Genomic DNA, 15,224 nt, shown 5'->3' with positions numbered 1-15,224 from the left:
TTATATCTTGCCAGTGATGCTATATAACGGTTCGAGTACCCATTCATATAGTTTTCTTTTTTCTTGCATGATATCTGCATCAAAGGCCATGCCCACTTTAAGAGGCTTACTTTCACCATAGGCTTTTACAAACTGTTGTTTTAATTTGACTTTGACTAAATACACAGGTTCACTTTGGTTAAGTGTTACACCCTGACTTAACTCGCCTAAATTGGTCAGTTCTTGTGGGTTCATCGTCGTCGCTGAGATTGAATGAATCACACCTTCACCTTGACCAAATTTTTGGTAAGGATAGGCTTGAAAACGAAGTTTTACGGTTTGACCAGTCCTTATAAATCCAATTGCTGAACTGGGTACAAAAAGATGTGCTTCTAAATAAGAAGGCGTCGGAACAATATTCATAACAGGAATATTAGGAGAAATAAACTGACCAACCTCTGCATTAATCGATGCTATTTTTCCTGTCGCATTGGCTTGTAATAGCAAACTATCCCGCGCTTTATTTTCTAAAAATTCTTGCTGATTCGAAGCTAATTGACGATCGACCGAAGTCAGCTCACTTTCCAACTTCGATGCTAGTCCTTGCTGAGCCAATAATTTATTTTCTAATTCAGCTTGTTTAGTATTTTTTTCTCGCTCATAGCTCTGTAAAGCAACTTTTAGGCTGATATAGTTATCTTGCTTCAGTTGATATTCTTCAATCGAAATATATTCTTTATCTTTTAAATCTCGATAACGATGTGCATTTTCTTGTGCAAGTGCTAGACGTTGGCGTTGCTCGGCAATTAAGCCATCTAATTTTATTAAATCTAAACGTATAGATTGAATTTCTGCATTTAATTGTTGAACACTATTTAAATGTAAGTCTTTTAGTTTATTTTTTTCAGTATCTAAACTTTGTTTTTTTAACTCAATTTGTTGTTGTACAGACTCATTATAGTTACCTGTACTATTATAACGCGTCATTTTTAATGCAATTAATGGTGTCCCTTTCTCCACTAACTGACCTTCTTTGACGAATTTTTCACTAACTGTGCCGCCTTCGGCACTATAAACTCGGATTAAACCCGTATTAGGAATCAATAATCCTTTAACACTCGTCCTCTTCGTATAGCTTCCAAAAAAAATAAAACTCACTAATAAAACAGTAAAAATGGCGACAACAATCGTGAGTACCGTAAATGAAAATGGTCGAATCAAAATGACTTCACCAATCCACTTTGACTTTTGTGCATCAATCGCTTTGTCTCTAAACAGCTTATTTGTCATATATATTTGTAATTAATTTTTCAAGTACGGGTTTTTATATTGAATTTTCATCAAGTTGACTGCATTTCAACAGCGTGCTTAAAAGAGACAAACATAAACCAAAAGTTTTCAATAAAATAGTCATGATCTGTGTTGTCTCCTGTTCTATCCCACACTTCGCTCAGCTAAATCTGCTTTGAATAAACTCAGTTGGATACTGATTTCAATAGATTAAAAACGAAGCGTTCATCTTGTTTTATTTCAAAACTCGATTGACTAAAGGTGCTGTGAACAAAGCATGAGGATCATATTGCTTTAAAATATGACTACTCGACTGAATAGTTAAATGATTAGATTGACCCTGAGCATGGACGCGTGGAATTTCGTAATCGATATAAGTTGAACTATCCCAAGCTTTTTGATTGGTATAGCCCCACCCTTTAGACCATTCTGGTCGCATCAAAGAATCACCTTGATAACGTTGTGACATCCACTCCTCAACTTCTGTGTAAAATTGCGCTGAGAATGGCGTACCTGGCAAGGTTAAAATATCAAACCAAACGGCACAGTCCCATTCGGGATGATCAGGACAAGGTTTAATGGCTGATAATGCTGCTGTTTGAGCGCCGTGAACAATTGAATCTTCTGGATGATCCAAGCCCGTAACTCGAATTTCAACAGGTCCATTCATTGGGAAACGACCCATTTTTTGATATTGCTTCATCTTAATGCCGTAATAATCACAAAAATCAGCAATAACCCGTTGAACGTTTGCACGACTGGTAATGACAGCATAGCCATTTGCAGTAACACGCAAAGTTGTTGGTTTGACATACAGTAAAACGTTTTTTGACGTTCCCCATAAATCATAAGTTTGAGTAGAAGCCAAACCACCAGTCAAAATCGTCGTGATTCCAGATAATGGCGTACCATTTAAACCTAGTTTAGAGATTTCATACTGAGTAAAACCGAAGGTTGGCGTGAGATAAGTACTTTTATTGACGATGATTTTATGAATTAAATCTGTAATAGGTTTGATTAAATTATCTGAGAACCAATAATTGAATGGTTTGACTGTCTGTCGAGCAGTCAAAGGACGATACGGAGTAACAGTCCAAACTTTTAACCAAGGATAATCGGTGAATGGAAACCAAATTGCTTCTGCACGACCAGATTTATCCAGGAAATGTGAGAAGGTACGTCCAGCATGCTTATCTTGAGCAAATAGCTCATTGATATGAATGTCGGTATAGCTTTCACAACGAATATATTGATTTTTTGACGTTTGTAATTGTGCAGATAAAATAAATGCACGACCTATATGGACTAAAAATGCACGAATTTCAGGATCATTTCGCAGGAAGGTTTTTGCAACGTATCGACCTTCTCGTTGGTCGAAAACAGCAGCAGTGATCGATACCACTAAATTACTGATCGAACCATAAGTTTGACCTTCTTGTTTTATTTCCCCTACGGCAGGTACACCTGTGCCATGACCGTCGATGGCCAACACACCACCCAAAGTTAAATCTCCAGGTGCTGGCACTGCCACAAATCCACGATTACGGTATTCCATTGCGGTTAACAATGCTTCCATTTGAATGCCTGCTTCGGCAGTCACAATACCGTTTGCATCAATACTGACTTTGTTGATATGCGTTGGCATATCAATCAATAAAATTTTAGTAATCTTGTCTTGATCATCCAACAATAAAGGTGACCAATTATGTGACATCCCTTTGGCTCTGACTTTATAACCATTTTGATAAGCCCAATTAATCGCTTTTAAAACTTGTTCTTGATTACTGGGTGATGCTGTCCATGCATTTTCATAACGAGATTCCCCAGACCAATTTTCATATTCCTGTTTAAAAATTGAGATTTCAGTTGGGAAATTTACCAATCTTTCTTGTAAAGGAAAAAACCAAGCTTCTGCCTTTTGTGTTGGGAACCATGCTGAAACAGCACCAACAGCAGCTAAGCTACCCATTGTTTTTAGAAAGTTTCTTTTATCGTGATCTATTTGTTCTGATGAGTTTTGCATTGTTATAGCCACCAAAAGTTTTAGCTTTATTATTTCTGTTACTGAAAGCAGACCAGTACTCATGACCAGTCTGCCTTTAACACTTTATTTAAAACTTATGAGAGCCAAGCACGAACGCCATTCAAAGTCGGAAGAAGTTTATATTGACCTTCTGCCTTTTCTTTTTCGTAATGGTTTGGAGTTTCATCTACATCGCCACCAAGTGCACGACCTAGACCAATTAATGTTTTTGATGCCACTAAACCAGTAGTATCAGCAGCTTGGTGTACTAGCCCTAAACCTACTGCACTAAATACAACACCAACTGATGAAATCAGTTTTGAATTAAGTGTTTGATTGAATAAGTTCACACCGTGGATGATTGAGTCACCAATCAATGTTCCAGCACCAGATACTTCATTGATTTCTTCTTGCTTTAATTCAACTAAGCTCATGATTAAAACCTCGTTATAAAGAATTTATGTTAAATACACCTAACTTTTGTTAAGCATTTTTTTAATATACAGGATGAAATATGTAGTATTAATGACAAACAACTAACGTTTTTTAATTATTTTGTGATTTATTTAACATTATTTATGATAATCTAGTCGACTATTTTTATCGAAAATAACTGTTCAATTTCAAATGATAGATACATCATTGGCCCGTTCATCACCATTGATAGAATATTTAGGAGCATTACAGACATGGCAATAAAAAACTAAATTTTAAGGTCTATTTTAGAAGGTCTTAATATTTACTAATCCAAAATACACCATGATCATCATGAGCAATAGCACTTGAAAAGTCAGCACCAAGACAAAGCAAAACTGAATACAAAGCAATAAGTATGGTTGTATAACTGTCATAGGGGGTCATAGTATCTGCAGCAATTCCGATAAAGAATCCTAATACAGCGGGCAGATTAAAAAAGTATCCCAGTGCAATGTCCGAGTAGAACAACACCATGGTTGATGGTAAAAGAAAAAACCGATTTAAGTCTGTTACTTAAATCGGTTTTCAGCCAGTTGATTCACTGAACTACGTTTTCAATTTTTTGTTTAACTTAAATAATAAAGTATTAACGACCATAGATTTCTAAAAGTATATCTAAAGTTGCTTGATAATGAATATTAATGTCTTCAGCTAAAATAGCATACGCATTATCTAACTGAACCATTGGCCAGCCTTCTTTCCAAAATGGAAAAATATTGTGTAGATCATGCGTTACGATTGCTTCTTCACGTGTAATCGCCTGTGCAACCTGCGATAAAACTTGTGCTGTTTCAGCACCATCAATCTCAAGATAATCAATACCACGCGCTTTAAGAATACGAATTCTGTCTTTTTTATATTTAATTTTTTTTGCTTGTGCTTCATTTAAGCCTAGCGCAAGTGTCACTGCTTCAACAAACTTTTCTTCAAAAGATTGATGTAATGCAACCAAGGCTTTTTTATGTGCTTCCTGACGCCCCTCTTTACCACCACTTCGAATCAGTTTATTCGCCTCAACATTAAGTTCGTCAGATTTCATTGACTGCAAAATATCTAAAATTTCGATATCACTTAAAGATTCAGCATTGTGGTGTGTCATGGGAGTACTTCAATTCAACTTAATCTTGCATTTTCTCATAATTCAACACAAATACATAATCTAATTCAAATTGAATCGATAAGCTTTCAAATGATTCTAAATATTTGGAATTATACTTCTGAGTTTTAGTGCAATATTAAAGTCAGAACGATGGGTAGTGTGATTGCAGCACCGATAATTTGCAGACTAATTACGCCAGCCATTAATTGACTGTCACCACCCAATACTTTTGTCAGAATATAAGCAGCTGAAGCCGTTGGTAATGCAAAATATAAAATAAAGATTTGCGTCTCTAAAGCATTGAAGCCCAGCATTTTACAGACCAACCAAGCCAAAATCGGCATTAAACATAAACGCGATAGCGTGTTGATCATTAGCGGAAATGATTCTTTTTTAAGAGCCACAAATTGCAATGCAGCACCGACACACATTAGTCCCATAGGTAAGCTACATATCGCAAGTTGGTAAATTAATGACTCTGCACCCTTCCATAATGGCAGCCCGGATACATTGTAGAGCACCCCAACCAGACAACCTAAAATTAAAGGATTTTTGAGTAACGATATAATCACTGCGCGAAAATTCATATTTTCATGATCGGTCAGTGCCAATACCGAGATGATATTCACAACAGGAATACTGATCGCCAACAGTAATGCAAAAATCGTCATGCCTTCTGCTGGAAAAAGCGAAGCAACAACTGCTAAACCAATATAGGTATTAAAACGTACATTACTTTGAACATAGACTCCAAATCTTCGTGTTGGGGTCTGAAAAATTCTTTTTAAAATATATAAAACTGCACAAGCAATTGGAAAGACCACGAGTAAAATGACTAAAATTTTACTCACCATCTCCATATGAATATCAGCTTGAGCCAAATTACCAAAAAGCATGGCAGGAAAAAACACAAAATAGTTAAGTTTCTCTGCACCCGCCCAAAACTCGTCTGTTAAATACGATTTCTGTTTAAGAAAATATCCAATTAATATGAGCCCTATCAGCGGCACTAAGGATAAAACAATGCTGTACATAAATGATGAGCCTAATCGAGTGCAGATCGCTCAGCCCTAATACGCTCAATCAACCACAGTGGTTTATTGCATGCATTTTGAACTGATCATTTTATATTACACTGCATCAAGCTGATCGTCTCAAAAATTCATCATTTACATCATGCATTGACTTGTTTTTTATACGCTAAAATTTCAGGCAAAGTCTGAATTGTTTTATTTAACGGCGGTTGATGTTCAGCTAAGGATTGGTGAAACCCCGCCAAATATAGTCCATCTAATCCAGCCTGAGTAGCACCCCAATAATCATTCACTGGATGATCACCAACATAAAGACAATGGTCAGGTGCAATTCCTAATTGTTGACAAGTCATATGAAATATTTCTGCTTGAGGCTTTGACACACCTGCCTTCTCAGAACTCATGATCACATCAAAATAATGCGCGATTCCTAGACCTTCGATAATTTTGTGTCGAGTAAAATGTCCTCCATTCGAAATGATTGCCAACTTAAATCCTTCGCTTCTAAGCTGATCAAGCGTCTGAATAGCATTTGGCATCATGACTGCGTTTAGTCCAAATTGATTAAACCAATAGTCACTTAATTCATCTAATTCTGGTGCTTTTTTCCATTTCAACTGCTTGAGTAATGCATGAGCGACTGAACCACCAATGGTAGGTGCAGTCATTCTTTCTCGGATGGGATAGCCACCATGATCAATATATCGAATCGTTTCGAGAATCTCAGCTTGCGCAGACGAGGCAGATTGATCAATTTGCTGTTTATAAGTATTAAATAATGCCCGACTAAAAGTTTGAACACTTAAATCTCGGTGTGTCAGTGTATTGTCCAAATCAAAAATAACAGCTTGAATTTTCATAGTGCTTAGAGGAGTGTATTCATTTGCCCATGCTATCAACTCTCCGTAATCTCGATTATTCATTTTTATTTCATCCTAAGCATGAAAATGAATAAAAGATAGATTACAGACTAATTCCATTGATGTTTGTTTTGAGCTGTATACCGACTCCATACTAAAATCGGTATGAACAAAAATAATCCTAATATACAGATCAAAATGAGATATGAGGTATAACCGAGCCAATCGCCTAATATGCCACTCACGGTATACAGTGCTCCCGCAATGGAAGCCATCAATGCGACTTGGAAAGTAAAATCTGTTCCTGCAAATTCTTTCCGACTGTATTGCATCACCATGGTTAGAATAATCACCAATAACATCGCAGCGAACATATCTTCTAAAGCATTGATGATATAGATCCACACGACGTTCAATTCAGAAGGTCGCGCCTCATAATGCGATAACCATGCAAATCCAATGAGACTCAATAATTTAAGCAGTGAAAAAGTAATTAAAGCACTTTGACGCGAATAAAACCTAAGTAGCCAACCTGCAATACCTGCTCCGATCAAAGCAGCAAATGCTCCAAGCATGGTCACATTGACACCAATTTGCGTCTTAGATAGTCCTAAATCGACCAACAATGGTTTAAGAATGGGTCCAGACAATCCATCCGTCACTTTAATGCTACACAATACAAAAAACCAAAGTCTGAGTTCTCGATTTTGAAAAAAATATTTTAAGTAATGACTTAAAGCTTTCACGAAACTTTGAGTTTTAGATGATGAATCATCATCTTGATGATTATTGATACTTTGTGAATCATGTTGAGGCTCACGATACAATAATACGGGTAGCGTATTAAATGCCACCAAAACAGCCAAGCATAAAAAAGTGGTTTGCCATGTCAATGCATCTAATACCCACAATATCGCACCGCCTCCCACAATAAAGCCCAATCTTGAACCAATCACTTGGAACATATTGCCTAGATGCTGTTGTTCGCCTTTTAGAATATTCACAGCTAAGCCATCAGTTGCTATATCTTGAGTCGCTCCGATACTGTTCATTATCAACAGTGCCACGAAAAATCCAAAGAGATATTGAGGTTGATTCAGTGATTGAATGGGGATAAATGAAAAGATAACCAGCGTAATCATTGTGAGTAACTGAGTGGGTATAATCCAACTGCGGTAACGCCCTTGATTGAACAAATGATGGCGATCAACCAATGGAGCCCATAAAACTTTGAGTGCCCACGGAGCCATCAGCAATCCAAATCCACCAATATGCGTTAAGGAAACACCTTCAGCACGCAGAATCACGGGCAAAGCATGTGTCATAAATCCTACTGGCAATCCTTGCGCCCAATAGAGTGAAAATAAAAGCACATACATTTTGGTATTTGGTGACATGAAAGAGGTGTCCTGCAACTGATGTTTTCTTAATCAATCCGTATTGAGATGTCCTTGTCACTTGATTCTTATTCTGCCAATGTATCTCATACACAAGGTCTTTATAATAAGTTTAATAAGCAATTATACAACGCACAATGAACAATAGATTTCCAAAATTACCATCACAAGTTCCTCAACGCGGTTCAACGTTGAGTCGAGCAGCGTTCAAACAGCTTTATCTTCGACAAGGCTGGTCTTTTGAAGGAGAATTTCCAAATTTTCCCAAAGCTGTCGCAATTGTGTCCCCGCATACATCAAATTATGATGGACTGTATGCCTTTCTCGCGATGCTTGGCATTGGTATTGAAGTCACAATCTTTGGAAAAGATAGTCTGTTCAAATCTCCACTCAAACACTTACTCAAATGGATCGGGGTGATTCCGGTAAAACGCGATACCCCCCAAGGCTTGACTCAACAAATTGTTCAAGCTATTCATGAACGAGATAAAATTTGGGTGGCAATGGCACCTGAAGGTACACGAAAAAGTGCTAAAAAGATTCGCAGCGGTTTTTATCACATTGCCTTAGGTGCAAATATACCAGTGGTAATGTTTGCATTTGACTATGATCATAAAGTCATACGATGTTTAGGAAGCCTTGAAATGACGGGAGACTATGAATCTGATCTGCACAAAATATTAGAATATTATCGTGGAAAAATTTCTCCTAAAAATATAAGTCGTTTAGCATTACCCTTTAAAGAACTTTTGTAAAAATGCTAGAAAAATAGACAGCAATCTGTTGAGATATGCCTAAAATTTTGACACTTTTTAGCAGATTAATGTCTATGTCATTGCTCCTCAATCTTCCCAAAATCAGCTTCATTGGCCTGAGTTTATTGGCGCTATCAGGCTGTAACTCTACTGTAAAAAATCCTACACAATCCACTCAAATTCAAGCACGCGAGCCAGTGATCGCCATTGCTCTAGGCGGTGGTGGTGCAAAAGGTTTTGCGCATATTGGTGTATTAAAGGTTTTAGAATCTCATGGTATAAAACCCAAAATTGTTACGGGTACAAGTGCTGGAAGTTTTGTCGGTAGTATTTATGCTTCAGGCAAATCTCCCTATCAACTACAGCAAATTGCACTTCAGCTGAAAGAGTCCGATATTCGTGATTTAACTTTAAATCGACAGGGTGTGGTCCTCGGTCAAAAGCTCCAAGATTATGTCAATCGACAGGTTGGGAACAAACCGATTGAACAATTCCCGATTCGATTTGCTGCAGTTGCCACACGTTTAGATAATGGTAAACGCGCTGATTTCGTCAAAGGTAATACAGGTCAAGCCGTAAGAGCGTCATGTAGTATCCCTAACGTCTTTGTTCCAACAACGATTGGCAAAACCAAATATGTTGATGGTGGACTCGTGAGTCCAATTCCAGTTCAAACTGCCAAAAATATGGGTGCAGATATTGTGATAGCAGTTGATATTTCTGCACGCCCTGCAGGCAATAAGCCGATGAGCATGTGGGGACTGTTGGATCAAACGATTAATATTATGGGTCAACAAAGTATCAATACTGAACTCAATGCAGCTACAGTCGTGATTCAGCCAAAAGTTGGCCATTTAGGAACTTTGGATTTGAAAGCCAGCAATGAGGCAATACTTGAAGGTGAGAAAGCAGCGCAACTGAAAATTAAATCAATAGATACCGCAATTGCCAATTTCAAAAAATCTCCTGCTGCTTTCAAACCTGCACCAACAGCTCGCTTTTAAGCATTTTTTATAGGCTTCTCTGCCCTAGTCTGTTATCTTGATATAGATGTTTTCGTCTATAACAAGATAACGATTAGAGTAGATGTATGGACTTATTGATTGAACCTTGGCATTGGTTTGTATTAGGTATTTTGCTCATCCTGTCTGAGCTCATTTTACCGGCCTTTGCTGCACTGTGGTTTGGTATAGCTGCAGTCATTATTAGCATACTGGTGTGGCTATTTCCTTCTATGGGGCTTCCAGCTCAAATTATTTTATGGGTTGTCCTATCGATTTCATGTACGGTGATTTGGTTTAAATTTATTAAACCACTTTCCGTTGATAAGACTAAAGCGGGGCTCTCACGTGAAGCGACAATCGGACAAGTTGGGATGGTGATTCAAATTGGTCATGAACCTGAATTAGTCAAAGTTCGGTTTCAGCTTCCAGTTCTCGGCTCTGACGAATGGAATTGCAGAACACTGAACCCTGTTCAGGTCGGTGATCGTGTCAGAGTTACAGATATTTTAGGTAATGAGCTGGTCGTTCAAGCGCACAGTAACCTCAACTCACCGTTATAAACAATAATTCTTAAAGGAGTAGAAATGTCTGGTTCAATTATTGCCATCGCATTTTTGGCATTCGTCGGGATCACTATTTTTAAAGGGGTTCGTATTGTTCCTCAAGGCTATAAATGGATCGTACAACGTCTGGGTAAATACCATACAACCTTAAGTCCAGGTCTAAACTTTGTGATTCCTTATGTTGATGAAGTCGCATATAAAGTCACGACAAAAGATATCGTTCTCGATATTCCATCTCAGGAAGTGATTACAAGAGATAACGCAGTTCTTTTAATGAACGCTGTTGCCTATATCAACATTACTACACCAGAAAAAGCAGTCTACGGTATCGAAAACTATACTTGGGCAATCCAAAACCTTGTCCAAACTTCTTTACGTTCAATCGTAGGTGAAATGGACTTGGATGATGCTTTATCTTCACGTGATCACATTAAAGCGAAGCTAAAAGCAGCAATTTCTGATGATATTTCAGATTGGGGAATTACGCTTAAAACGGTTGAAATCCAAGATATTCAACCATCAGGTACAATGCAATCCGCAATGGAAGCCCAAGCCGCAGCTGAACGTCAGCGTCGTGCGACAGTGACACGTGCTGATGGTGAAAAACAAGCTGCGATTCTTGAAGCTGAAGGTCGTCTTGAAGCATCACGTCGCGATGCTGAGGCTCAAGTTGTACTCGCTGAAGCTTCAGAAAAAGCCATTAATATGGTTACCAATGCTGTAGGCGACAAAGAGATCCCTGTCGCTTATCTACTTGGTGAACAATATGTAAAAGCAATGCAGGATATGGCTAAATCTAATAATGCTAAAACTGTGGTATTGCCTGCTGACATCATGAATACGATTCGTGGGGTAATGGGTCGTAATAATCCTTAAATCGCTCAAACACTCTTCAAAATTTAAAAAGGCAGCTTCGGCTGCCTTTGTTATTGATATGACTCAAGATTCAATTCTTCAGCATTTATTTTAAATTTATGGTTAAATTTCGCATCCTGAAAGATTGCATGAAAACAATCTATCGTCTAACTGCATCATGGAAATTGTATGAGCACCTTTGATCCCACCTTAATCACTTTCTTGTTCTATATTGTCGCCATGGTCGTGATTGGTTTAATCGCGTATCGAGCGACCACGAACTTTTCAGATTATATTTTGGGTGGACGACGCTTGGGAAGTTTTGTAACAGCCCTTTCAGCTGGTGCTTCTGACATGAGTGGCTGGTTACTTATGGGTTTGCCAGGTGCTATTTATCTTTCCGGTCTATCAGAAATGTGGATTGCAATTGGTTTAATTATTGGTGCATGGCTCAACTGGCTGTTAGTGGCAGGACGTCTCAGAGTTCATACTGAAGTTCAACACAATGCCCTTACACTCCCAGATTACTTTTCCAATCGTTTTAATGATCAGAAAAAAATTCTACGAATCGTTTCTGCATTTGTCATTTTAATCTTCTTTGCCATTTATTGTGCTTCAGGCATGGTGGCAGGCGCTCGATTATTTGAAAGTATGTTTGATCTTTCTTACAGCACTGCCCTTTGGATTAGTGCAATTGCAACGATCAGTTACGTTTTTATTGGTGGGTTCTTAGCTGTTTCTTGGACAGACACCATCCAAGCGGGATTAATGATTTTTGCCTTATTGCTTACCCCCATCGTGGCTTTACTGACTTTTTCCGATTTATCTCAAGTGAATCTAGCACTTGAAGCAGCGCGACCAGAAGCAAGCAGTTTAATGGGTAACTTAAGTACCGTCGCAATTATTTCATTACTGGCTTGGGGTTTAGGCTATTTCGGACAACCTCATATTCTCGTACGTTTTATGGCTGCTGATTCAGTTAAATCGATTCCTAATGCTCGTCGTATTGGTATGACTTGGATGATTCTGTGCCTTGGTGGTGCAGTGGCTGCTGGATATGTCGGTATTGCTTATTTTCAGCAAAATCCACAGTTCGCTAATATTGTGAATGCTAACCCTGAAACTGTATTTATGGAGTTAACGAAAGTTCTATTTAACCCATGGATCGCCGGCATTGTATTAGCTGCCATTTTGGCTGCGGTAATGAGTACATTGAGTTGTCAACTTCTTGTTTGTTCAAGCACTTTAACCGAAGATTTTTATAAATCTTTCATCCGTAAAACTGCTTCTCAAAAAGAACTGGTTTGGGTGGGTCGCTTGATGGTGCTACTGATTGCTTTACTTGCGATTGTTTTAGCGTCAAACCCTGAATCTAAAGTACTTGGTCTAGTTGCCTACGCTTGGGCAGGCTTTGGGGCAGCATTTGGCCCGCTCATTATTCTGTCTTTATTCTGGAAACGCATGACATTAAATGGCGCTTTGGCGGGGATGATCATTGGTGCAGTGACCGTTATTGTATGGAAAAATATTTGGGCTGATACTGGAATCTATGAAATCATTCCTGGCTTTATTTGCTCCCTCATCGCAATCATTGTTGTGAGTTTATTAGGTAAGCAACCGACCTCAGATGTTACTGACCGATTTGACGAAGCAGACCGATTATATAAAGCGACAAAATAACAAATGAAAAAGAGGACTTTCAGTCCTCTTTTTTTTTTAACTTTTTCGAGCAAGTAAAAAAGCTGAAATCTGCTTAAGTTCAGATGCCGAATCACCAAAATAATCTAAAGCACTAATGGCTTGCTGATGAAGCTTATTTGCATATTCTTTTGCAGCATCTAAGCCCAATAAAGCTGGGTATGTTGATTTTTCTACAAGTTCATCTTTTCCAGCGGTCTTTCCAAGCGTTTCAGTATCCGAAACTATATCTAAAATATCATCTTGTACTTGAAATGCTAAACCTAATGCCTGACCAAATTCACGCAATTTCGGTATTCCTGCATCTACACCGTCCATCACTGTCACTGCTGACATCATGATTGCGGCCTGAATCAGTGCACCAGTTTTATTACGATGAATATTTTCCAATGCTTCCTGATCAATTTTCTTGCCTTCCGCTTGCAAATCTAGGACTTGACCACAAACCATCTTAGAAGATGATGTCGCCAATATCTGCATTTGCTTCAACACAATAGAAGGATCTACAGTGACTTGTGTATCAAAAAGGCGACTTCCTAAAACCTCAAATGCCATCGACTGCAAGATATCTCCTGCAAGTAGTGCTGTATCTTCACCATATGCAACATGGCAAGTTGGTTGACCACGACGCAACAAATCATTATCCATACATGGTAAGTCGTCATGAGCAAGTGAATAGCAATGAATTAACTCGACTGCAACTGCTGCACGTCGCACAGCAGCAAAATTTTTATGATCTTCACTTAATTCTGCTGTTGCATACGCTAAAGCTGGACGAACCCTTTTTCCACCTAACATGACTGCATGATTTACAGCACTTTTCAATGGCTCTGGAATGAAAAATGCATCTAGGGCAATTTTCAAATCCTGTTGGATTTGCTGTTGAGCACGTTGTAATACTTCACTATTCACAGAGATATGTACTGTCACTGCCGTCTTTGAACCTCAAGTTATACCGTTTCATGTCGGTATATATAAAATTGTCCTTATTCTACAACCAATTGTGATTGCTACAAAACACAATGCTGATTTGTTTTATTTAGTGATAGTTTAAATGAAGAGTGACTATTCATCTAACACATGAATCGAGTTTCGACCCAATACATGTGCAATGTCAACAGCACGATCTAAGGTTTCTAATATTTGCTTTTCTGAGTACATTTTCTGGCAATTAGGATGAAAAATCCCAATCGCACACGTGAGTACCTCATCCTCTTGAGGATCGAAATAAATTTTTTCACGGACCAATGTTTGTTTTAGCCGTTCAGCAATGGTGAGAATTTTCCAAGGAGTCGATTCTTGAATCACCAAGATAAAACTTGCAGAATTCAAACGATAGACTTCTGCTAAATCTTGATTCAACTCCTCTTTAATCAGAGATCCAATACGACTCAAAATTTCATCGCCAATGGTATAACTATTGAGCTGATTAAACTTTTTAAAATTTTCGACTTCAAACTTGATAAAAGAATAATTCTTCCGATCTTGAATAAGGAAGCGATCTTTTAAAAACTGTTCAAATGCCAGCTTATTGTTCATCCCAGTCACAGGGTCCAAATATAGCTCTTCAAACAACCTTTTATTATTTTGGATCAAGACACGTTCACGTCTTTTCAATTTTGTTATATCTGCACATACGATCAACACGCAATCCAAAGAGGATGATTTATCTCTTAAAGCACTAAAATAAATTTGAAAAAAATGCCCTTTTGAATAGAACTCATTTTCAATTTTGTATAAGCGTGAATCATGTCGAAACAATTGCAGCGCATCTTGAAATAATTGGTAAACAGTTGTTGATACGAAACCTAATTTCTTTCCGAGTAAATAGAGTGCATCACTCTCATAGATATCAGCAAATAATTGATTTGCACTAATAAAGACACCATCATGCTGAACTAGCGCCACAGGCACAGGGATTTTGGCAATCACGGATACCAAATCTAATTTATTTGTAGCATGAATTTGGTTTAGAAACTCTTGATCAATCTTGGGCGTATCCTGCTCAAAATTATTATCCTTCTTCATTGGTCTTTCTCATTTTAATTATTCGTGGAGCGAAGGCTATTCAGCAACTTAATTTTATGAATTCGGTGAATATAATCACGTTGACTTATTTCCTTAATATAACATGTCAAAATTGTCATAGTCTTATTTATTTATGAGTGAATCGTACTGTTAGTAATGCTT

The 15,224-nt window shown here is 37.9% G+C and carries 15 protein-coding genes; 5 read left to right on the top strand and 10 right to left on the bottom strand.

What is annotated here, in order from left to right:
* The 8 genes from AC1M89_RS12245 to AC1M89_RS12210 all read right to left on the bottom strand — a co-directional run bounded on the left by AC1M89_RS12245 (position 1) and on the right by AC1M89_RS12210 (position 8,159).
* The gene (locus tag AC1M89_RS12245; RefSeq protein ID WP_481609030.1) at positions 1-1,269 is read right to left on the bottom strand and encodes an HlyD family secretion protein; all 1,269 of its coding nucleotides are present in this window, start codon (positions 1,267-1,269) and stop codon (positions 1-3) included.
* A gap of 235 nt (positions 1,270-1,504) precedes the next feature.
* Positions 1,505-3,292, bottom strand: a complete 1,788-nt coding sequence (locus tag AC1M89_RS12240; RefSeq protein WP_481609029.1) for a cholesterol oxidase substrate-binding domain-containing protein — start codon at positions 3,290-3,292, stop codon at positions 1,505-1,507.
* A 95-nt stretch (positions 3,293-3,387) separates the two neighbouring features.
* Positions 3,388-3,726 carry a hypothetical protein gene (locus AC1M89_RS12235; protein WP_481591651.1) on the bottom strand — a complete coding sequence of 113 codons (339 nt, stop codon included), beginning with the start codon at positions 3,724-3,726 and terminating at the stop codon, positions 3,388-3,390.
* A 298-nt stretch (positions 3,727-4,024) separates the two neighbouring features.
* Positions 4,025-4,243 carry a hypothetical protein gene (locus tag AC1M89_RS12230; protein ID WP_481596292.1) on the bottom strand — a complete coding sequence of 73 codons (219 nt, stop codon included), beginning with the start codon at positions 4,241-4,243 and terminating at the stop codon, positions 4,025-4,027.
* 112 nt (positions 4,244-4,355) lie between these two features.
* Positions 4,356-4,868 (bottom strand): hypothetical protein, encoded by a 513-nt coding sequence (locus AC1M89_RS12225; RefSeq protein WP_481610089.1) that lies wholly within the window; start codon positions 4,866-4,868, stop codon positions 4,356-4,358.
* Between the two features lie 125 nt (positions 4,869-4,993).
* Positions 4,994-5,902 (bottom strand): AEC family transporter, encoded by a 909-nt coding sequence (locus AC1M89_RS12220; RefSeq protein ID WP_180028101.1) that lies wholly within the window; start codon positions 5,900-5,902, stop codon positions 4,994-4,996.
* Between the two features lie 140 nt (positions 5,903-6,042).
* The gene (locus tag AC1M89_RS12215; protein ID WP_481610126.1) at positions 6,043-6,762 is read right to left on the bottom strand and encodes an HAD family hydrolase; all 720 of its coding nucleotides are present in this window, start codon (positions 6,760-6,762) and stop codon (positions 6,043-6,045) included.
* Between the two features lie 110 nt (positions 6,763-6,872).
* Positions 6,873-8,159, bottom strand: coding sequence for an MFS transporter (locus AC1M89_RS12210; protein ID WP_481610090.1), 1,287 nt, complete (start codon positions 8,157-8,159; stop codon positions 6,873-6,875).
* A gap of 137 nt (positions 8,160-8,296) precedes the next feature.
* Between AC1M89_RS12210 and AC1M89_RS12205 the strand changes: the two genes are divergently transcribed.
* The 5 genes from AC1M89_RS12205 (at position 8,297) to putP (ending at position 13,016) form a co-directional block, all read left to right on the top strand.
* Complete coding sequence (locus AC1M89_RS12205) at positions 8,297-8,914, top strand: lysophospholipid acyltransferase family protein (protein WP_481591646.1); 618 nt, start codon at positions 8,297-8,299, stop codon at positions 8,912-8,914.
* Positions 8,915-8,988: 74 nt separating this feature from the next.
* Positions 8,989-9,918, top strand: a complete 930-nt coding sequence (locus AC1M89_RS12200) for a patatin-like phospholipase family protein (RefSeq protein ID WP_051586590.1) — start codon at positions 8,989-8,991, stop codon at positions 9,916-9,918.
* An 86-nt stretch (positions 9,919-10,004) separates the two neighbouring features.
* Complete coding sequence (locus tag AC1M89_RS12195) at positions 10,005-10,478, top strand: NfeD family protein (protein ID WP_481610091.1); 474 nt, start codon at positions 10,005-10,007, stop codon at positions 10,476-10,478.
* A gap of 24 nt (positions 10,479-10,502) precedes the next feature.
* Complete coding sequence (locus AC1M89_RS12190; RefSeq protein WP_035268029.1) at positions 10,503-11,357, top strand: SPFH domain-containing protein; 855 nt, start codon at positions 10,503-10,505, stop codon at positions 11,355-11,357.
* 168 nt (positions 11,358-11,525) lie between these two features.
* Positions 11,526-13,016: a sodium/proline symporter PutP gene (gene putP / locus AC1M89_RS12185; protein WP_481596299.1), complete on the top strand. Its 1,491-nt coding sequence runs from the start codon at positions 11,526-11,528 to the stop codon at positions 13,014-13,016.
* A gap of 36 nt (positions 13,017-13,052) precedes the next feature.
* On the opposite strand, the gene AC1M89_RS12180 is transcribed toward putP, so the two are convergent.
* Together AC1M89_RS12180 and AC1M89_RS12175 are read right to left on the bottom strand one after the other, a co-directional pair.
* Complete coding sequence (locus AC1M89_RS12180) at positions 13,053-13,964, bottom strand: polyprenyl synthetase family protein (protein WP_092767007.1); 912 nt, start codon at positions 13,962-13,964, stop codon at positions 13,053-13,055.
* Positions 13,965-14,099: 135 nt separating this feature from the next.
* Positions 14,100-15,062 carry a GGDEF domain-containing protein gene (locus tag AC1M89_RS12175; RefSeq protein WP_481607713.1) on the bottom strand — a complete coding sequence of 321 codons (963 nt, stop codon included), beginning with the start codon at positions 15,060-15,062 and terminating at the stop codon, positions 14,100-14,102.
* Positions 15,063-15,224: the final 162 nt, after the last annotated feature.

This window comes from Acinetobacter sp. ANC_7635 (assembly GCF_056779945.1).
This window is presented reverse-complemented; position numbering and strand designations above follow the sequence as displayed.